19 protein-coding genes and 1 riboswitch are annotated in these 18,482 nt (G+C 60.9%); of the genes, 6 read left to right on the top strand and 13 right to left on the bottom strand.

Features of this window, described 5'->3' with window-relative positions:
• Window positions 1–2: 2 nt before the first annotated feature.
• The gene (gene atpH, locus QM647_RS04035; protein ID WP_414994186.1) at window positions 3–587 is read right to left on the bottom strand and encodes an ATP synthase F1 subunit delta; all 585 of its coding nucleotides are present in this window, start codon (window positions 585–587) and stop codon (window positions 3–5) included.
• Window positions 588–897: 310 nt separating this feature from the next.
• Here atpH and QM647_RS04040 point away from each other — a divergent pair, with 310 nt between their 5' ends.
• Window positions 898–1,635, top strand: coding sequence for a TerC family protein (locus QM647_RS04040; protein ID WP_414994187.1), 738 nt, complete (start codon window positions 898–900; stop codon window positions 1,633–1,635).
• 4 nt (window positions 1,636–1,639) lie between these two features.
• On the opposite strand, the gene QM647_RS04045 is transcribed toward QM647_RS04040, so the two are convergent.
• Both QM647_RS04045 and QM647_RS04050 read right to left on the bottom strand, forming a co-directional pair.
• A complete protein-coding gene (locus QM647_RS04045; RefSeq protein WP_414994188.1) occupies window positions 1,640–2,278 on the bottom strand; it encodes an SdpI family protein in 639 nt (212 codons plus the stop codon).
• Window positions 2,265–2,573: an autorepressor SdpR family transcription factor gene (locus QM647_RS04050; RefSeq protein WP_414994189.1), complete on the bottom strand. Its 309-nt coding sequence runs from the start codon at window positions 2,571–2,573 to the stop codon at window positions 2,265–2,267. The genes QM647_RS04045 and QM647_RS04050 overlap by 14 nt, the downstream gene beginning before the upstream one ends.
• Window positions 2,574–2,699: 126 nt before the next feature.
• Between QM647_RS04050 and QM647_RS04055 the strand changes: the two genes are divergently transcribed.
• Window positions 2,700–3,305 carry a hypothetical protein gene (locus QM647_RS04055; RefSeq protein ID WP_414994190.1) on the top strand — a complete coding sequence of 202 codons (606 nt, stop codon included), beginning with the start codon at window positions 2,700–2,702 and terminating at the stop codon, window positions 3,303–3,305.
• A 51-nt stretch (window positions 3,306–3,356) separates the two neighbouring features.
• Here the strand turns inward: QM647_RS04055 and QM647_RS04060 are convergent, their stop codons facing one another.
• Window positions 3,357–3,929: an ActR/PrrA/RegA family redox response regulator transcription factor gene (locus tag QM647_RS04060; RefSeq protein ID WP_414994191.1), complete on the bottom strand. Its 573-nt coding sequence runs from the start codon at window positions 3,927–3,929 to the stop codon at window positions 3,357–3,359.
• A gap of 12 nt (window positions 3,930–3,941) precedes the next feature.
• Window positions 3,942–5,381, bottom strand: a complete 1,440-nt coding sequence (locus QM647_RS04065) for an ActS/PrrB/RegB family redox-sensitive histidine kinase (protein ID WP_414994192.1) — start codon at window positions 5,379–5,381, stop codon at window positions 3,942–3,944.
• Here QM647_RS04065 and QM647_RS04070 point away from each other — a divergent pair.
• The 3 genes from QM647_RS04070 (at window position 5,356) to QM647_RS04080 (ending at window position 8,119) form a co-directional block, all read left to right on the top strand.
• Window positions 5,356–5,985 (top strand): SCO family protein, encoded by a 630-nt coding sequence (locus tag QM647_RS04070; RefSeq protein ID WP_414994193.1) that lies wholly within the window; start codon window positions 5,356–5,358, stop codon window positions 5,983–5,985. The two genes, QM647_RS04065 and QM647_RS04070, sit on opposite strands and share 26 nt — an antisense overlap.
• Before the next feature lie 150 nt (window positions 5,986–6,135).
• Window positions 6,136–7,386 (top strand): polyhydroxyalkanoate depolymerase, encoded by a 1,251-nt coding sequence (locus QM647_RS04075; protein ID WP_414994563.1) that lies wholly within the window; start codon window positions 6,136–6,138, stop codon window positions 7,384–7,386.
• A complete protein-coding gene (locus tag QM647_RS04080) occupies window positions 7,370–8,119 on the top strand; it encodes a M48 family metallopeptidase (protein ID WP_414994194.1) in 750 nt (249 codons plus the stop codon). The genes QM647_RS04075 and QM647_RS04080 overlap by 17 nt, the downstream gene beginning before the upstream one ends.
• 57 nt (window positions 8,120–8,176) lie before the next feature.
• On the opposite strand, the gene QM647_RS04085 is transcribed toward QM647_RS04080, so the two are convergent.
• Window positions 8,177–10,264 (bottom strand): transglycosylase domain-containing protein, encoded by a 2,088-nt coding sequence (locus tag QM647_RS04085; RefSeq protein WP_414994195.1) that lies wholly within the window; start codon window positions 10,262–10,264, stop codon window positions 8,177–8,179.
• 181 nt (window positions 10,265–10,445) lie between these two features.
• On the bottom strand, window positions 10,446–11,771 hold the full coding sequence (locus QM647_RS04090) for a voltage-gated chloride channel family protein (RefSeq protein ID WP_414994196.1): 1,326 nt from the start codon (window positions 11,769–11,771) through the stop codon (window positions 10,446–10,448).
• 23 nt (window positions 11,772–11,794) lie between these two features.
• Window positions 11,795–11,873, bottom strand: a riboswitch (Fluoride riboswitch).
• 97 nt (window positions 11,874–11,970) lie between these two features.
• Here QM647_RS04090 and QM647_RS04095 point away from each other — a divergent pair.
• Window positions 11,971–13,533 carry a RecQ family ATP-dependent DNA helicase gene (locus QM647_RS04095; protein WP_414994197.1) on the top strand — a complete coding sequence of 521 codons (1,563 nt, stop codon included), beginning with the start codon at window positions 11,971–11,973 and terminating at the stop codon, window positions 13,531–13,533.
• Here the strand turns inward: QM647_RS04095 and QM647_RS04100 are convergent, their stop codons facing one another.
• The 6 genes from QM647_RS04100 to gyrB form a co-directional block, all read right to left on the bottom strand.
• Complete coding sequence (locus tag QM647_RS04100; RefSeq protein WP_414994198.1) at window positions 13,534–14,364, bottom strand: hypothetical protein; 831 nt, start codon at window positions 14,362–14,364, stop codon at window positions 13,534–13,536.
• Window positions 14,361–14,903, bottom strand: a complete 543-nt coding sequence (locus tag QM647_RS04105; RefSeq protein ID WP_414994199.1) for a PadR family transcriptional regulator — start codon at window positions 14,901–14,903, stop codon at window positions 14,361–14,363. Before QM647_RS04105 ends, QM647_RS04100 begins: the two co-directional genes overlap by 4 nt.
• 58 nt (window positions 14,904–14,961) lie before the next feature.
• A complete protein-coding gene (locus tag QM647_RS04110; protein ID WP_414994200.1) occupies window positions 14,962–15,387 on the bottom strand; it encodes a diacylglycerol kinase family protein in 426 nt (141 codons plus the stop codon).
• A complete protein-coding gene (locus tag QM647_RS04115; protein WP_414994201.1) occupies window positions 15,384–15,683 on the bottom strand; it encodes a type II toxin-antitoxin system RelE/ParE family toxin in 300 nt (99 codons plus the stop codon). The genes QM647_RS04110 and QM647_RS04115 overlap by 4 nt, the downstream gene beginning before the upstream one ends.
• The gene (locus QM647_RS04120) at window positions 15,680–15,946 is read right to left on the bottom strand and encodes a type II toxin-antitoxin system ParD family antitoxin (protein WP_414994202.1); all 267 of its coding nucleotides are present in this window, start codon (window positions 15,944–15,946) and stop codon (window positions 15,680–15,682) included. Before QM647_RS04120 ends, QM647_RS04115 begins: the two co-directional genes overlap by 4 nt.
• 89 nt (window positions 15,947–16,035) lie before the next feature.
• The gene (gyrB, locus tag QM647_RS04125; protein WP_414994203.1) at window positions 16,036–18,474 is read right to left on the bottom strand and encodes a DNA topoisomerase (ATP-hydrolyzing) subunit B; all 2,439 of its coding nucleotides are present in this window, start codon (window positions 18,472–18,474) and stop codon (window positions 16,036–16,038) included.
• Window positions 18,475–18,482: the final 8 nt, after the last annotated feature.

An 18,482-nucleotide genomic window follows, 5' to 3' on the forward strand; every position in this document is an offset into this window, starting at 1 on the left:
TATTACGCTCTCTTAAGGGCGAATTTGAGGGAATCAAGTTTGGTCTTGAGCGAAGCGTCGAAGAGACGCGAACCTACGCGGACCTTGAGCCCGCCCAGGAGAGCCGGATCAACACGGGTGTTGATTTCGGCGGATTGACCCAGCGTCTTGGCCAGGGTCGTTTTGAGGTTTTCCAGCTGACCCTCCGAGAGGGCGATAGCCGAGGTCACTTCGGCGCTGACAATGCCCTTCTTGGCATCGTACAGCTTGTTGAAGGCCGTGATGAAGGGGAACAGGTGGTCCAGGCGGCCATTGGCGGCCAGAACGCCGAGGGTCTTGGTGGTCAGGGCATTGAGCTTCAGCCCCGCGCCCTTCTTGTCCTGAGCCACGGCCAGCAGGCCATCCAGCTTCACGCTCGACTTGTAGACCTGCGACGCCACGAAGGTGCGCAGTTCCGGACTGGAGAGCAGCAGGGCCTTCAGAGCGGCCACATCGCCATGCACCTTGTCGAGGACCTTGGTATCCTCGGCGAGGTCAAAGGCGGCCTTGGCATAGCGCTCGCCGGCTTCCGTTTCTCGGTATTGATCGTTTCCAATAGATTCAGGCACGCCGTCTTCCTAGAGTGTGTCCAACAGATATTTTGCACGCAAAGCCAGAGAAAAAACACGGCTTCGGATAATGGGCACAAGCCTGCGGGCGCTGAAACATAGCGCCTCTGCTGGCTCAAGCCGCGGGCTCCTTAGCATAGGGTTTTTGCCATCGCAACCGAACAGGCCTAGATTCTTGAGCTTAAGTCCACTTATGAGATCAAAGTTACGCGACGCACCGATTTGTAAGGGCCTGCGCCTTGAGATTCGGACTAATTCTTTTATTTATAATAGATAATAACACTGCCATCCGAACAAGAGACAAGACATCATGGCCGACCTGACCGCCCTCGCGACCGATCCTGCCGCCTGGGCAGCCCTTCTGACCCTCGTCGTCATGGAAGTGGTGCTGGGCATCGACAACCTGATCTTCATCTCCATCCTGACCAACAAGCTGCCCGAATCCATGCGCGCCCGGGCCCGCGCCGTCGGCCTGTCCGGCGCGCTGCTGATGCGGATCGCCCTGCTCTTCACACTGTCGCATCTGGCCGGCATGAAGGACCCGGTGATCTGGCTGTTCGGCCACGGCTTTTCGTGGCGCGATATCATCCTGCTCGGTGGCGGCCTGTTCCTGGTCTACAAGGCCACCAGCGAGATCAATCACTCGACCGAACACAAGGCTGAAGACGGTGACAAAAAGCCGCAGGGCAAGTCGCTCGGATTCGCGGCGGCCATCGCCCAGATCCTGATGCTCGATCTTGTCTTCTCTATCGATTCGATCCTGACCGCCGTCGGTATGACCGACCACCTGCCGATCATGATCATCGCCGTTCTCATCGCCGTCCTGCTGATGTTCGTGGCCTCCGGCCCGATCTCGGCCTTTATCAACCGTCACCCGTCCATCGTCATGCTGGCCCTGGGCTTCCTGCTGATGATCGGCACCGTCCTGATCGCCGAAGGCTTCGGCGTCCATGTTGAGAAGGGCTATATCTACGCCGCCATGGCCTTTGCCGGCTTTATCGAGGCGCTACAGATGTTCGCGCGCGGCCGGGCGAAAAAGACCCATTGACGGTTCAGCGGATGCCTTTCGCCACCAGGTATGAATAGGCGTAGCTGACAAAGCAGACGGTCAGTATGGCCGCAATCAGGATCGGCGACCGCCAGTCAACCGGTGCGAACAGCGCGCCCGCCACGGTTATCGCGCCGCCCAGCATAAACAAGGGACCGGCGAAACGATGGGTCTTGTCCCACACACGTTCGTCCGAAAGAGTCCACGGCGTGCGAATGCCCATCAGCCAGTTCTTACGCATCTTGGGCATGTAATTGCCGAGAATGACGAACAGCAGCCCGACACCGGAGAAGATAATCCGGATGCGGTCCATGACCAGACCCGCCGCGGAGAGGACCATCATGATCTGCAGGGCGGTCATCAAGGCAAACAGACTCATCGCGACAATGCCATACACCGCTTCGGAGCGTTTGACGGCAGGGGCGAGCGGCGGCAGGATCCACAGCATCAATACCATCGCCACCAGGCTGATGCCGGGGAATATCATCAGGGCCACGTCCCGTGACTGATAGCCATCCGCCTGACCATTCGCTCCGAAATGAACGGCCAGGGGCGTATTCACCAGATTGAAGTGCCCCCAAATGGCGAAGCCCGCCATGATCAGCAGCAAGGCAAGACCCAGTAATTTTTCAGTTTTCAGCATTGGAAATTCCTCCCTTGATATCCGCCGGCGCCGCCAGCCCGATCCGGAACGCATTCATCAGCGCGAAAATGGCCTCTTCGAGCACGGAGGTGTTCAGCCGATAGATCAGGGTCGTGCCCTGGCGCGTCACATCGACTAGTTCCGCGGCCTTCAGTACATTGAGGTGGCCAGAGAGGGTCGGCTTGGAAACCTGCACCCGATCGGCGATCTGGCCGGCGCTCATTTCCGATTGCCGCAGCATCTCCAGAATATGCCGGCGGGTTGGATCGGCCAGGGCTTTATAAACTTCGGACATAGCAAAACCTATTTTGTTATTTTGGCAAATACCAAATAAAAGCAAAACAGGCAAGCCGTACACGAAAAATTTGCCACAAAGGGGTATTAGGGTCTATCTTGCCTCCGGATCAAATCGTGAACACCCATGTCGCTTATCGCCTACCCCATCGCCGCCAGCGCCCATGACGCCCTCAGCCGCCTGAGGGCGGGCGAAACCTTGCGGGCCGTGCGCGAAAAAGAGGCGGAACTGGCGGCCAAGGCGCGCGTCGCCTTCGTTACCGAGACCGTGGGACCGGTTTATGAGACCCGCGAAGATGCCCTTGAAGCCTATGCCGGGCTGATTGAAGACGACCGCAAGGGCCGCCTCTTCATGCCGGACGCCACTGACCGGTTTTGCGTATTGGTCTGCCGTATCCGCGATCCGAAACGCGGCAAAAAGCCGATGCAGCCCGTCTTTGCCGAAGGAGAACGCTGGCCGAAACAGCGTGAGGCATCGGCGTCGGTCTGGCAACTTTCTTTAAGCTACTGGAAAATCATGACCGTGGCGCAGGCGAAGGCCGCCGGCATCCCGCCGATCGGCCAGGCCCGCCACCTGCGCAAGCGCGCCAATGGCCGCGATTTGACGCCGGAAGAGATCATGGCCCTGTCGCAAAGCCCGCTCACGGCGGCACGCCCGCAAAAGGCGCTCGATTTCGGCCTGTTCGATTTCCCCCTGCCGGAAAACCCGGCCATCATCATCGCGGATGAGTAGGTTTAAGGTTTAACCACGGGAAAACGCGCTGTGCCCATCCGTGGTTAAAACCTACTTGGGCGCCCGCTTGGCCAGGATGCGCTGCAAGGTGCGCCGGTGCATGTTCAGGCGGCGAGCGGTTTCCGAGACATTCTGGCCGCACAGGGCATAGACCCGCTGGATATGTTCCCAGCGCACCCGATCGGCCGACATCGGGTTTTCCGGCGGCGGCGGGGCGTGATCCTCGACCGCCAGCAGGGCCTTGACCACATCGTCGGCATCGGCCGGTTTCGACAGATAATCTATGGCGCCCGACTTCACCGCCGCCACCGCCGTGGCGATATTGCCGTAGCCGGTCAGCATGATGGCTCGCGCCTCTGGCCGCTTGCGGTGCAAAGCCTCGACGGCCTGCAGACCATTGCCATCCTCCAGCCGCATGTCCATCACCGCGAAGGCCGGCGGATTGGCGTCGATGATCTCCATCGCCTGGTGCACGCCCTCGGCCACCACCACCGTAAAGCCGCGCGCCTCCAGGGCCCGCGCCAGACGGGTACGGAACGGCGCATCGTCATCCATCAGCAGCAGGGTCTTGTCAGCCAGCGCGGCAATCGCGGTTTTCAGAACTTCGTGGGGATCGGCGTCCATAACGGTATACCTTTAAATATCCGGTGACAGGATATCGATTTGGTTGCGCTGCCACAAGGCCCGCACATAGGCACCGCCGATCTCGCGGTTGCCGAAAGTGACATTGGCGCCGGTATGTTCGAGCAGGGTCTTGGCGATAAAAAAGCCCAGCCCCATGCCGGAATGGCTTTGTTCGCCAAGCGTTTTGCCCGCCTTGACGCCCTCTTCGGCATCGTAGCGCGAGGAGATATAGGGCTCACCCAGCCGCGACAATATGTCCGGTGCAAATCCGGGTCCGTCGTCCGAAATCGTCAGCGCCACATAGCCGCGCGTCACTTCCGCGGCGATGCGCACCTCCGAGCGGGCGAAATCGACGGCGTTTTCGATAAAGGCCGAGAAAGCGTGCAGCCATTCCGGCCGCCGGTGGATCAGGATGCGATTATCGGCATCGTCGATGCCGCGCGCTTCGATCTCGATATGAATGGCCACCCGCGCGCTCTGATAGGGCTCGGCGGCGCTGGAGAGAAAGACCTTCAGCGGCACCTGATCATAAACGGCATCGCGCGTTTCGGGACGGGCGGAGAGCGCCTTGAGGATATCGCGGCAGCGCTGGCTCTGCGACACCAGCAATTCGGCATCCTCATAAAGCGGGTTGTCCGGCTTCAGGCCGTGCAGCATTTCGCGCGCCACCACCTGAATGGTGCCGAGCGGCGTGCCGAGTTCGTGCGCCGCCGCCGCCGCCAGGCCGCCCAGCGCCGACAGCCGGGTTTCCTTTTCCAGCACGGCCTGGGTGGCGGCCAGGGCCTGGGCCATGCGCGTCGCTTCCAGTGCCGCCTGCCAGGCATAGCCGGCGGTAAAGGCAATCCCGACGAGGATGGCCGCCAGAAAACCCAGTCGGTACATCTGCGGCAGAACAAACACTTCCCCGGCTTTCCACGGCAGATCGAGCGACCAGAAGGCCAGGGCGATAGCGGCCGCCATGGACACCACGACCACGATCAGCCCGTGACGGGTCGGCAGGTTGGCGGCTGCCACGGTCGGTGGCGCGATCAGCAGCAGGCAGAACGGATTATTCAGCCCGCCGGTCACCCCCAACAGCAGGCCCAGTTGCACGGCGTCGAAGCTCAGCTGAAGCGCGGCTTCCCAGCCTGCCACGCGCTGATGGCGACGACCGAGGCTAAGAATGATATTGAGCCAGGCGCTGCCCATGATGATCCCCAAGGCCAGCCACAGGCGGATCTGGTAAGTGAAACCATAGGCGATCAGCAGGATCATGGCGCTCTGGCCCAGGATCGCCAGCCAGCGCAGCATGATCAGGGTGCGCAGGCGCAAATGATCCTGTTCGCCGCCACTGATCGGCGCTGCGACATCGGGGCCGTTTAAAAAGGCGGAGATATGGTTTAGGGTCTTGCTGACAAACATTCCGGCGTGAAAGTCCTGCTGCCTTATGACGAAATTCCGACTGGCGATCATCGCCGCCGCCTTTGCCCTGCTGATCGGCCTGGCCGGCTATAACTGGTACAACAGCCTGAAAGGCGGTGCAAATGGCGCAAGGTCGCAGTATGCGTCGCAGGTCGATCCGTCGGTAACCATCGGCGGCCCCTTCGCGTTGACTGATCAGGACGGCAGAAAAGTCGACCAGTCGATCCTCAACGGCAAATGGACAGCGGTTTTCTTCGGCTATACCTATTGCCCGGATGTTTGCCCGCTGACCCTGCAATCCCTGGCGCGCACGAAGGCCGCATTGGGAAAGGATGCTGACAAACTCCAGATCGTCTTCATCACCGTCGATCCGGAACGCGATTCACCGGCCAATATGAAGGCCTACCTGGCCAGCGGCGGATTTCCACCTGGCGTGATCGGCCTGACCGGTACGCCGGATGAGGTCAAGGCCGTCGAAAAAGCCTATCGCGTGACGGCGATCAAGAGCGGCGACGGCGATAATTACACCTATAATCACACAGCCGTGATCTTTTTGATGAACCCGAAGGGCCAGTTCGACTCCCCGCTGATGAGCGACATCACCCCTCAGCAAAGCGCCGACCAGATCAAAGACTCAATGAAGGCAAATACTTAAACTTTTACATGCACCGCGACAAATCTTAAGGGTGCAGGGTCCGTGACCCTGCCCTGGTAAACTTATGTTTTCGGGCGTCGTAATGAATTGGCAGGACATGTTTGCTATTGTAAGTTACCGCTAACGGTAACCAGAGTACACATGACCTCCATGCTTTATTCGTTGCACGAGTACGCCTACTATTCCGCTGCCCCGCTGCGGGCCATGGCGCAGATGACGCGCGACTTCTGGGGATCGAAGCTCAATCCGGCCTCGGACACCGCCATTGGCCGCACGCTCTATGCCTCGGCGGAACTGTTTTCAAACGTCACCAAGCGTTACGGCAAGCCCGAGTGGGGCATCAATACCGTAAAGATCAATGACGTCGACGTGCGCGTTCAGATCATCGAGGACTGGTCCAGCCCCTGGTGCCGCCTGCTGCGCTTCCAGCGCGATACCACCGACCTGCGCCGCGCCCATATCCGCAAGCCGGCGCCGGCCGTGCTGATCGTGGCGCCGCTCTCCGGCCACTACGCCACCCTGCTGCGCGGCACGGTGCAGGAATTCCTGCTCGATCACGATGTCTATATCACCGACTGGGTCAATGCCCGCCAGGTGCCGGTACTGGAAGGCCGCTTCGATTTCTATTCCTTCATGGATCACATCCGCCAGATGCTGACCGCTATCGGCAGTCGCGCCCATGTGGTCGCCGTCTGCCAGCCGGGCCCGCCGGTGCTGGCCACGGCCTGCCTGATGGCCGAGGACAATGACCCCTGCCGTCCGGCCTCGATGACCTTCATGGGCTCGCCGATCGATGCCCGCTTCAACCCGACCGTGACCAACGATCTGGCGCAGGAAAAGCCCTTCACCTGGTTCAAGTCGAACATGATCCACACGGTGCCGCCGCCCTATCCGGGTCTCGGCCGCCGCGTCTATCCCGGCTTCGTACAGCTCTACAGCTTCATGAGCATGAACGAGGAACGCCACGCCGACGCGCACTGGGACTATTTCCATTCGCTGGTCGAGAACGACGGTGACGCCGAACACAAGCACCTGGAATTCTACGATGAATATCTGTCGGTGCTCGACCTGACTGAAGAGTTTTATCTCCAGACCATCGACCTGGTGTTCCAGAAGTTCGCCCTGCCCAAGGGGGAACTGACCTATAAGGGGCGCCCGGTCCTGACCTCGGCCATCACCGATATCGCCCTGATGACGGTGGAAGGCGAGAAGGACGATATTTCCGGCGTTGGCCAGACCCAGGCGGCGCACGCCATGTGCCCCAATATCCCGGAAGACAAGAAGGAACTGTACGTTCAGAAAGGCGCCGGCCACTACGGCGTCTTCAATGGCCGCCGTTTCCGTGACGAGATCTATCCGCGCATCCGGGACTTTATCGCCGCCAATGATAGCCTCGCTTAAGGCGCTCCAGCGTCCGGCGAACGCCTACGCCGCCGGCGACGTGCTCGACTGCGGCGAATATAAATTACGCCTGAAGGTCAATGCCCGCGCCCGGCGCATCAGCCTGCGCATAGACGCCCGGACCGGCGAGGCCGTGGTCACGGCGCCGCGTCCGCGCAGCCTGCCCGATGCCGTCGATTTCGCCCGCAGCCGCCACGACTGGATTCTCCAGCATCGCCGCGATCAGGGCGCGCCTCAGCCCTTTGCGCCCGGCATGACCATCCATATCAAGGGCCACGCCGTCACCCTGGCGGAAAAGGCCGGCGTCATTACCGCGCGTCCCCTCCAGTCCGAAGACGGATCGTGGCAACTGGTCACCAGCGGCGATGAAAAACTGTTCGCCCGCCGCATCGAACGCTATCTGCGTCAGCAAGCTTTAAAGGCGCTCCAAACCGAAACCGACCGTTACGCGGCGATGCTGAACGTTTCCGGCGTGAAGATTTCGCTGTTCGACGCCCGCGGCCGCTGGGGTTCCTGCACGCCGTCGCGCAAGACGATCCGCTATAGCTGGCGCGTCATACTGGCGCCGCCGAAGGTGCTGGAATATCTCGTAGCCCACGAATGCGCCCACCTACGCCATCCTGATCATTCGGACCGCTTCTGGAACGAGGTGACGGCGATGTTCGGCGATTACAAGCCCGCGCGCAAATGGCTCAAGACCGAAGGCAATACGCTGTTTAAATACAGCAGTTAAACAAGAAGCCCCGGCGCAAGACCGGGGCTTCAGGACTTCTGGTTGAGGCCCGTGGCCTCACTGGTTCTTTTTCTGCGCTTCCGAGAAGAGATCGTCCAGCGAACTGTCCTTCTTCTTTTCCTCCGGATTGGGGATCGGCTGCATGGTGACGATCGGTGGCTGTTCCTGCGCCTGACCGTTATCATTGGCCGCCTGCGAGGCCGCCACGGCGTCGGCCTGTGTGCCCAACAGGTCGCGCAGAGCATCCTCAGCCACAGGCGTCAGTTCGCCTGAAGCGGGTGGGCCTTCCGGAATGGGGCTGGCCTGGATGCGCTTCAAGGCAGAGGACATGTACATCTTCCAGATACCCGAAGGCGTGCCGGCGCCGGTCACCTTGCCCTTCATCGGCGTGTTGTCGTCGCGGCCGACCCAGACCACGGTGACGAAACCACCGGTGAAGCCATCGAACCAGGCATCGCGATAATCGCTGGTGGTGCCGGTCTTGCCCGCGAGGTCATAACCCGGAACCGCGGCGCCTGTACCGGAACCATGCGCCATGACACCGCGCATCATCAGAGTCATGTTGCTGAGGGCCGGATTATTGACGACGCGCACGCGGCCGCCGTCCTCGCCCGGATCGCGATACTGGTACATCACCTTGCCCGAAGCCGTACGGATACGGATGACGCCGTGCACCGTGGCGCGATAGCCACCGTTAGAGAAGGGAATATAGGCCTGAGCCATTTCCAGCGGCGTGGCCTCGGAGGTGCCGAGCGCCATGGCCGGATCGGTATTGATCTTCGCCGTCAGCCCCATGCGGTGCGCCGTGGCGGCGACATTATCGCGGCCGACATCATTGGCCAGTCGCGCCGCCACCGTGTTGATGGATTGCGCCAGCGCCGTTTGCAGGTCGATCAGGCCGAGATACTTCTTGGTATAGTTTTCCGGCGACCAGTTGCCGATGCTGTAGGGCTCATCCACCACCGGCGTGGTTGGCTGATAGCCCTTTTCCATGGCCGTCAGGTAGACGAATGGCTTGAACGACGAGCCTGTCTGGCGATGGGCGTCAGTGGCCCGGTTGAACTGCGAGTCGGCATAGGAAACCCCGCCGATCATGGCCCGGATACGGCCTTCGCCATCGACCGAAACGACCGCGGCCTGTTGCGGCCCCTTCTTGGCATCACGCGCCATGATGGTCTGGACCGCGCGTTCGGCATCGGTCTGGATCGGCAGGTCGAGCGTGGTTTCGACGATCAGATCCTCGGTATTCTTGGGATCGATCAGCGAGCGGATATCCTTGTCCAGCCAGTCGACGAAATATTGCGCATGGGCCGAGGCCAGGGTCTTGGAAACGCTGATCGGCTTGGCAATGGCTTCATCACGCTGTTCGGCGGTGATGACCTTGGACTGCACCATCTCATTGAGCACGACCATGGCGCGGCGGCCGGCGCGTTCCTGGTCGGACAGCGGCGAATAGGAGTTCGGCGCCTTCATCAGGCCGGCCAGCATGGCGGATTCGCCGATGGTCAGCTCCTTGGCGTCCTTGTTGAAATAGCGCTGCGAAGCGGCCTCGATGCCATAGGCGCCCGCACCGAAATAGACGCGGTTGAGATACATCTCGAGTATCTGCTTCTTGGTGTACTTGTGCTCCAGCCACACCGCGATCATCAGCTCCTGCACCTTGCGCTTCATGTTCTGGTTGGCGCTGAGGAACAGGTTGCGGGCCAACTGCTGGGTGATGGTCGAACCACCGGCCAGATTGGCGCCCTTGCGCTTGGTCAGGTTGCTCAGGAGCGCGCGGCTGATCCCCAGCGGATCGAAGCCCGGATGGGTAAAGAAACGGCGGTCCTCGATGGCCACGAAGGCCAGGGGCACATAGTCAGGCAGTTCCTCGATCTTGACCGGCGCCGAGGCCTGGCTACCGCCGCGCACGGCGATCAGCGCGCCGGAGCGGTCGAGATAGGTGATGGAGGGCTGTTTGTCCGGATGATCGAGCGACGAAATATCCGGCAGGTCGATCGCCATGAAACCGATGAAGGCCACACCGAAGATGGCCACCCAGATGACCGCGATGGTCAGCCAGTAAAACAATGTCTGCAGGGGCGAGCGGCGCCCTGATCTTTTCCCCGTCCCCGCATCTTCGCCGGGGCCCCTTGCGTTAGCCATTCAATCCTCACTCATGAACCGGTTCCGCATCGCCCGCTGCGGTCTCAAAGCGTCTTATAGCAAATTCAGGGAGACTGTCGCGTGAAGATTGGTTAACCCGCGCATCCCCCGACGCCGCAAGGCTCTATAACACACACAGTTGGGCCAAACTAAGGTGCGAAGCGCCCTGGTGCTAAGTTTGTCAGCGCTCTTCCTTCGCCTTCTGGCGAGCGGCCCGCAGGCTGCGATCCGCAAGAAGCGTTCCGGCAACCTTCGGGACCGCAATGCGTTGTGACAGATAGATGCCGGAATGGCCGCTGCACAGATAGGCGACAAAGCAGCCGGCGGCGATATAGACGCCATGGCTTGCGCCAAAAAGCTCGATCCCCATCAGGGTGCAGGCGAGCGGTGTATTGGCGGCGCCGGCGAAGACCGCCACGAAGCCCACGGCCGCCAACAGATCGACCGGCACGCCCAGCACAGCGCTCAGCGCATTGCCGAGCGCTGCGCCGATAAAGAACAGCGGCGTCACCTCCCCGCCCTTGAAGCCGCAGCTCAAGGTGACGATGGTGAACAGCATCTTCAGCGCCCAGCTCCACGAGTGGATATCCGGCCCGAACAGACCCGGCAGGGTGATATCGCCGGGATGGGGCGACCAGACCCCCAGGCCGAGATAATCGCGCGTGCCGCAGATATAGACGAGGGCGATCACCGCCAGACCGCCGATAAAGGGACGCAGGGGCGCATAGGGCACGCGTGCCTTGATCCAGGCGCCCAAGGTATGGTTGGCTTCTGAAAAAGCCAGTGCCGTCAGACCGAAAGCAATCCCGGCCACGATCACCTTGCCCAGCAGCAGGGGATCGACCAGCTGAACGCCCGCCGCCACATGATAAACCGTATGATGAATGCCCCAGGCCTGACAGACCCAATCGGCCAGCACCGCTGCGCCCAGGCAGGGCACCAGGGCCAGATACTGCATTCGTCCGATCGCCAGCACCTCCATGGCGAAGACCGCCCCGGCAATGGGCGTGCCGAAGACCGCACCGAAACCGGCGGCGATCCCCGCCATCAGGATAATGCGTATCTCGTCATCGCCGAGTTTCCAGAGGCGACCGAAGGCACTGGCCAGGCTGCCGCCCATCTGCACCGCCGTGCCCTCGCGCCCGGCCGAACCGCCGAAGAGATGGGTCAACACGGTCGAGGCCAGGATCAGCGGCGCCATGCGGAAGGGCACCCCGCCGCCGGGCTCATGAATCTGGTCGACGATCAGATTATTGCCGCCTTCCGCCGGCCCTCCCTTCCACAGATAGACAAGGCCGATGGCGAAACCAGCCACCGGCAGCAGGTAGAGCAACCAGGGATACTGGAAGCGCAGGGCGGTGGCGGCATCGAGCGCCCACAGGAACAGAGCGCAGGCCGAACCGACCGCCGCTGCCATGGGCGCCAGTATGGCCAGCCAGCGCAACACGATCAGGCCATGGCGCAGGCGTTCTGTCAAAAAGGCGGAGAGGGTTTGGAAAACGCGCATGAGTCTACTCCTTGCAAAATGGCAACCGAGTAGGAATCATCAGCTCATCGGGGGAGCGGTTCGGCTCAACAGGCCAGGCAGAAATCCATTACCTTGAAACCGTCTTAGCCAGGCCATGCCTTGCCGGTCAAGCGCAATTATACCTCGCCGCGCCTCTTTGTCCTTGGTCCCCGGCACGAAACACCCTATCGCTTAAGCCATGCCCGCCTCCGCCGACACCCTGAACCGCCCCGCCAGTGATATGGCCCGCGCCGAGGATATCCTGCGCACCGTATTCGGCTATGAGGCCTTTCGCGGCAAACAGGCCGAGGTCATCGCCTCGATCCTTTCCGGCCATGACACCCTGGCCGTGCTGCCGACCGGTGGCGGCAAGAGCCTGTGTTACCAGATTCCCGCCCTGCTCAGGGGCCGCATCGGCGTCGTCATCTCGCCGCTGATCGCCCTGATGAGCGACCAGGTCATGGCGCTGAAGGCGCGCGGCGTTCGCGCCGAACGGCTCGATTCCAGCCAGTCGCTCGATGAGCGCAGCCGCCTGTGGGACGATGCCCGCGACGGCAATCTCGACCTCCTCTACCTGTCGCCGGAAGCCCTGTCGCCCTTCGTGCTCGACCGTCTGGTCAAGCTGCGCCCCTCGATCATGGCCATCGACGAAGCCCACTGCATCAGTCAGTGGGGCCATGATTTCCGCCCGGAATACCGCGCGCTCGGCCAGTTAAAGGCTCTGTTGCCCGATGTGCCGACCCTGGCCCTGACCGCTACGGCCGATGCCCATACGCGCGGTGATATCAAGGCCGCCCTGCATATCGACGACGCCATAGAGGTCGTCGCCGGCTTCGATCGCCCCAATCTTTCGCTGCGCTTTGTCCGCCGCAAGGGCGCCGTGCTGAAATCGATCGTCGATATCCTGCGCCGCCAGAAGGGTTCCGCCGGCATCATCTACTGCGGCTCGCGCGATGGCACCGAAAAGCTGGCGCAAAACCTGACCAAGGAAGGTTTTTCAGCCACCGCCTACCATGCGGGCCTTTCAGCGCAGGTGCGAGAAGACCGGCTGAAGGCCTTCATGGCCGGCAAGTCGAAGATCATGGTGGCCACCATCGCTTTCGGCATGGGCATCAACAAGACCGACGTGCGCTTCGTCATCCATGCCGATCCACCCTCTTCCACCGAGGCCTACTGGCAGGAAGTCGGCCGCGCCGGACGCGACGGCCTGCCCGCCGCCGGCATCTGTTTCCATAATCCCGGCGACCTTGGCTGGGCCTTGCGACGTTTGGGCCTGCGTGAGAATGAGGGCGCTGCAGACCAGAGCGTGCAGAAGGAAAAGGCGCGGACCTTCTTCCAGATGGTGCTCGGTCATGACTGCCGCAAACAAGCGGTCCGGCAGTATTTTGGCGAAGACCCCGGCGAGGCCTGCCGCTCGTGCGACAACTGCCTGAACCGAAACCGGACCGTCGATGTCACCGAACCCGCCCAGATGCTGATGTCGGCCCTTTACCGGCTGAACGGGCCACGCGGCCGCAAGAAGCTGATCGAGCATGTGCTGGGCAAGGCGGAAAAGCCCGACTATACCACGCGCCTGCAGACCTTCGGCATTGCCCGCGATTATGATGCCGGTCTGCTGACCCATGTGCTGGACCAGTGCGAGGCGCTCGGCATCATCGAGGAAGAGCTGTACGATAACAAGATGCCGATTGTCGGCCTGAAGGATGCCGGCAAGCTCAAGCAGCTTTTCAAGGGCGACATTCGAATAGAGGCGAAGCTCTGATCAGCGCAGTTTTCTTCCGCTGAGCAAAATCAGACTGGCCAGTATCCCAAACAGGAAGTTCGACACGCCCACTTCAATCAGATGCACATGCCGGACCGCCCAGGGCATCAATGGATTGGGATAAAGCAGCGGCAAGGCCATAAGCAGGGAGAAGGCCGCGCCCGTCAGAAGCGCCCGGCGCCATACGCCCCCGGTCAGGCTGGTCACGCTCAGCCAAGCCAGCAGCGCCCAGATCAGCCCACGCCCGACCTGCAATAGGGCCAGCTGCCCCTGATCTATATGGAAGCCTTGTGCGTAATAGGCACGGACATCGGCGCTTTGCCAGGCGATCAGCGCGCCGGCGCCGAAGTAGAAAACGACATAGAGCGAAATAATCACGGGTATCTTCCAGGCCAGTCCGCTCAATGGTTCCGCCGGTTGCGCCTCTCCACGCCATAGCCAGGCGCAAACCACAGCGACTATCGCCGACTTGACCAGATTGCCGATCGCCATCTGCGTCAGAAGGCTGTTCGACATATGCAGGTAGCTGTTGAAATAAAGCGCCTCGATCTCGGAAAGCCCGCTTTCCAGTACATACAGAAGTATGAACACGGTCAGCGCACGTCCTTGGAAGGTCCAGCGCATCCTTGCCGTCATGGCCGACAGGATCAAGGCATACAGGGCTGAGGACAGGACCATCGCCGTCATCAGATCGAAGGGGCCATCCGGTTTAAACGCCTGTACAACGCCCGGCGTTACCATCTGCCCCACAAGGCCGCCCGCTATCTGCCCGATGATCAGGGCCAGCCATACGCCGGCGAACTTCGCTACAAGAATGGCCGTCTTCTTCATAACATCTCCCCTTTTATAAGCGCTTTTCGGGCCTCGGACGCCCAATGCGCCGAGGCCTCTATTGTCTTGAAACTATGCAGGACCGCCAGGCGCGCCTGTAAGGGCATGTCCGCGCCATCGCCCGCCAGAAACCGTTTGAGACCGGAAACCTGCGCCATGGCGGCGCTTTCAAAGGAGGTCAGGAAATCGAGCGTAACCTGCCGCTCCGGATAGTCATGCAGGAAGGCGAAGCGCAGCAGGGCATCACCGGTGGAGCGTGACAGTTCCTCCACGGTCACGAGCATACGCAGCCAGACATCGAAAACCTGTTCACCGGCGGGCGTGATGGTCAGGATTTTCCGGCGGGCACCCATGGCTTCGGACATGATCAACCCTTGCCTCTCCAGGCTTTTCAGCGCCGGATAGATGCTGCCGGGACTGCTGGAATAGCTGCCCATCGGCGTCGTTTCGAACACCATGCGCAAGGCATAGCCACTACGCGGTTCGGCGCGGATCAGGCCCAGAAGAGCATAGCCCAATGTGGTGACGGCAGTCGACATTAATACGATCCGTACTATTTTCGGTGACAATAGTACGGATCGTATCAACGGGCAAGATTTACAGGGATACCGGTCCGTGCAGGCGGTCGAGCATCAGTTCGACATAGGGCCACAGCGTCAGGAAACCGATCACTGCCGCCCCGAAGGCGCAGACCAGAACAGCCCCGGCAGCGATATCCTTGGCGCGCTTCACCTCTTCCGAATAGCCGGGCGAGACGACATCGCAGACATATTCGACTGCCGTATTGAAGGCCTCCGCCACCCAGACCATGACCATGGCCACGATCAGCCAGCGCCAGTCTTCCAGGCGAACCTGAAGAAACGAGGCCACCAGGATCACCACGACCGTCGCCGCCAGATGCAGCCAGGCATTATGCTGGGTTCTCAGCATGAAATTCAGGCCGCGCAAGGCATAGCCGACGCTTTTCAGGCGGGAAGACAGACTAAAGCCTTTTGATTGCGGCGCTTCGTCGGCCATGCTCATAACCCCTCTCCGCCAAACACGGTCTTCAGATTTCGGGCGCCGTGAAGAATGCGCACAATACGCAGTCGATCCGGATAGATAATATAGAAAATGACATAGCGACCAAAAGGAACCGAACGCATGTTCGGCCCCAGTTCCGGTCTGGCTGCGCCACTTTCAGGCATATCGCCGAGCGACAGACAGCGCTGACGGATGTCTTCCGTGAAACTGAACGCCCGCTTCGGACTATCCAGCGCTATATAATCAGAGATTTCATTGAGGTCTTTACTGAATGCCGACGAGAAAACGACTCTCACCGCGCATTTTCCTTGTCGATCATATCCTGATATTTTTGCTGCAAAGGCGCAAACACCTCATCTGCGGTCAAATCCGGCCCTTCCAGACCTTCCCTGAGCGCCGCGCGCAGGCTGTCTAGATCCGCCTTGAGCCGTGACTCCCGCTCCTCGATCACGCGCAGGCCGTCGCGCAGGATTTCGCTCTTGGAATTGTAACGACCCGACCGGATCAAATCGTCCATCAGGGCTTCAAAATGCGCCCCCAGGGCATAGCTGCTCGGCATAGGATGGCTCCATAAGAAAACGACCCATGATAATAATTATCATGGGTCGTTCTTTTCTTCAATCTTAAGGGAGCAGGCACGCGCTCCCGCTAGGCGTCCACTTCCGCATCCAGAGCGTTGTCCTGGATGAACTCGCGGCGCGGCTCAACCAGATCGCCCATCAGCTTCGAGAACATCTCATCGGCCTCGTCGGCGTGATTGACCTTGACCTGCAGCAGGGTGCGGGCGTCCTTATCAAGCGTGGTTTCCCACAGCTGCTCGGCATTCATCTCGCCCAGGCCCTTATAGCGCTGGATGGTCATGCCCTTGCGCCCGGCATCGAGCACCGCCGACACCAGATCGAGCGGGCCGCGGATATCGGTCGACTTGTCCTTGCGGGTATAGATCGAGACCGCCTTATAGATATCGCCCAGCCCCTCGGCGCGTTCGCCCAGACGGCGCGCGTCCTGGCTGTGCATCAGGGCCTCATCAAGCACGATCTTTTCGGTGACACCCCGGCGGACGCGCTCAAACACATAACCACCGAGTTCGCCGGCTTCGACCTTCCACGGGCCATCGCCATCCTGATTGAGGCGGGTCAGGGCCTTGGCCACGCGGTCAAGATCCGGATGACCACTGAACAGGCCGCCCAGCGCCGCCTGTTCCAGCGCAAAGGCCGGCGCACGCGACGCGAGGCGATCGACCGATCCCTTGAAGGTCTTGGCGGCACGGATCTGCGCTTCCAGATCATTGCCGATGATGCGCTCGCCGGTCGGCAGGCTCAGCACGGCATCGTTGACGCCTTCCTCGATCAGGAAGGTATCCAGTTCGCTATCGTCCTTGACGTAGCGCGAGGACTTGCCCTTGGCCACCTTGTAGAGCGGCGGCTGGGCGATATAGAGATAGCCGCGTTCGATAATTTCCGGCATCTGGCGATAGAAGAAGGTCAGCAGCAGGGTACGGATGTGCGCGCCGTCGACGTCAGCATCGGTCATGATGATGATCTTGTGGTAGCGCAGCTTCTCGATATTGAAATCGTCACGGCCAATACCGGCGCCCAGCGCCACGATCAGCGTGCCGATCTGTTCGGAAGAAAGCATCTTGTCGAAACGGGCGCGCTCGACATTCAGCACCTTGCCGCGCAGGGGCAGGATGGCCTGGTTTTCGCGATTGCGAGCCTGCTTGGCGGAGCCGCCGGCGGAATCACCCTCGACGATGAAGATTTCGGACTTGGCCGGATCGCGTTCCTGACAGTCGGCCAGCTTACCGGGCAGGCTGGAGATATCGAGCGCTGATTTGCGGCGGGTCAGGTCGCGCGCCTTGCGGGCGGCTTCACGGGCCGAGGCGGCTTCGACAATCTTGGAAACGATCGCCTTGGCTTCCGCGGGATTTTCCTCGAACCATTGCGACAGCTTGTCATAGACCAGGCCTTCGACGGCCGGACGCACTTCGGAGGAGACCAGCTTGTCCTTGGTCTGCGACGAGAACTTCGGATCGGGCACCTTGACCGACAGCACGCAGGTCAGGCCTTCGCGGGCGTCTTCGCCGGTGACCGAAACCTTTTCCTTCTTGGCCGCGCCGGAAGATTCCATGTACTGCGTCATGACGCGTGTCAGGGCGCCGCGGAAGGCCGCCAGGTGGGTGCCGCCGTCACGTTGCGGAATGTTGTTGGTGAAGCACAGCATCGTCTCGTGATAGCTGTCGTTCCATTGCAGGGCGAGATCCAGCTCCACCTTGTCACGCACGCCGCGCACATCGACCGGCGCCTTGAGGATCGAAGTCTTGGACTTGTCGAGGTGCTTGACGAATTCGACGATACCGCCGTCGTAGTGCAGGGTGACTTCGTAAGGCTCGGCTTCGCGCATGTCGGCGAAACGGATCGAGACGCCGGAATTGAGGAAGGCCAGTTCGCGCAGGCGGTGTTCCAGCGTCTTGCGATCGAAATCGATGAAGGCGAAGGTGGTGATGGAGGGGAAGAAGGTTACTTCCGAACCGGTATAGTCCTCACCATTTTCGCGCTTGGGCGCATCGCCGATCACTTCCAGCGACTTGACGGTGTCGCCGCGCTCGAAGCGCACCGAATGCTTCTTGCCCTGGCGATAGATGACCAGATCGAGCCAGTCGGACAGGGCGTTGACCACCGAGACACCGACGCCGTGCAGGCCGCCGGAAACCTTGTAGGAATTCTGGTCGAACTTGCCGCCGGCGTGCAGCTCGGTCATGATCACTTCGGCGGCGGAAACGCCTTCGCCTTCGTGAATATCGACCGGAATGCCGCGGCCATCGTCGGTGACCGTGCAGGAGCCGTCCGGATTAAGAATGACCTGAACCTTGGTGGCGTGACCGGCCAGCACTTCATCGATGGCGTTATCGACCACTTCGTAGACCATGTGGTGCAGGCCGGAGCCGTCATCGGTATCGCCGATATACATGCCGGGGCGTTTGCGCACGGCATCGAGCCCTTTCAGAACCTTGATCGAATCAGCGCCGTATTCGGACTGCCCGTTAGCATCGAGGCCTTCGGGGTTCTGATCGGGGGTATCGGACATGAAGAGCC

Source organism: Asticcacaulis sp. (assembly GCF_047605585.1).
GTDB lineage: Bacteria > Pseudomonadota > Alphaproteobacteria > Caulobacterales > Caulobacteraceae > Asticcacaulis.

Coding starts and splice junctions, on each gene's coding strand:
- QM647_RS04040 (WP_414994187.1), top strand. CDS start 898: ATGGCCGACCTGACCGCCCTCGCGACCGATCCTGCCGCCTGGGCAGCC.
- QM647_RS04045 (WP_414994188.1), bottom strand. CDS start 2,278: ATGCTGAAAACTGAAAAATTACTGGGTCTTGCCTTGCTGCTGATCATG.
- QM647_RS04050 (WP_414994189.1), bottom strand. CDS start 2,573: ATGTCCGAAGTTTATAAAGCCCTGGCCGATCCAACCCGCCGGCATATT.
- QM647_RS04055 (WP_414994190.1), top strand. CDS start 2,700: ATGTCGCTTATCGCCTACCCCATCGCCGCCAGCGCCCATGACGCCCTC.
- QM647_RS04060 (WP_414994191.1), bottom strand. CDS start 3,929: ATGGACGCCGATCCCCACGAAGTTCTGAAAACCGCGATTGCCGCGCTG.
- QM647_RS04070 (WP_414994193.1), top strand. CDS start 5,356: ATGACGAAATTCCGACTGGCGATCATCGCCGCCGCCTTTGCCCTGCTG.
- QM647_RS04065 (WP_414994192.1), bottom strand. CDS start 5,381: ATGATCGCCAGTCGGAATTTCGTCATAAGGCAGCAGGACTTTCACGCC.
- QM647_RS04075 (WP_414994563.1), top strand. CDS start 6,136: ATGCTTTATTCGTTGCACGAGTACGCCTACTATTCCGCTGCCCCGCTG.
- QM647_RS04080 (WP_414994194.1), top strand. CDS start 7,370: ATGATAGCCTCGCTTAAGGCGCTCCAGCGTCCGGCGAACGCCTACGCC.
- QM647_RS04085 (WP_414994195.1), bottom strand. CDS start 10,264: ATGGCTAACGCAAGGGGCCCCGGCGAAGATGCGGGGACGGGGAAAAGA.
- QM647_RS04090 (WP_414994196.1), bottom strand. CDS start 11,771: ATGCGCGTTTTCCAAACCCTCTCCGCCTTTTTGACAGAACGCCTGCGC.
- QM647_RS04095 (WP_414994197.1), top strand. CDS start 11,971: ATGCCCGCCTCCGCCGACACCCTGAACCGCCCCGCCAGTGATATGGCC.
- QM647_RS04100 (WP_414994198.1), bottom strand. CDS start 14,364: ATGAAGAAGACGGCCATTCTTGTAGCGAAGTTCGCCGGCGTATGGCTG.
- QM647_RS04105 (WP_414994199.1), bottom strand. CDS start 14,903: ATGTCGACTGCCGTCACCACATTGGGCTATGCTCTTCTGGGCCTGATC.
- QM647_RS04110 (WP_414994200.1), bottom strand. CDS start 15,387: ATGAGCATGGCCGACGAAGCGCCGCAATCAAAAGGCTTTAGTCTGTCT.
- QM647_RS04120 (WP_414994202.1), bottom strand. CDS start 15,946: ATGCCGAGCAGCTATGCCCTGGGGGCGCATTTTGAAGCCCTGATGGAC.
- gyrB (WP_414994203.1), bottom strand. CDS start 18,474: ATGTCCGATACCCCCGATCAGAACCCCGAAGGCCTCGATGCTAACGGG.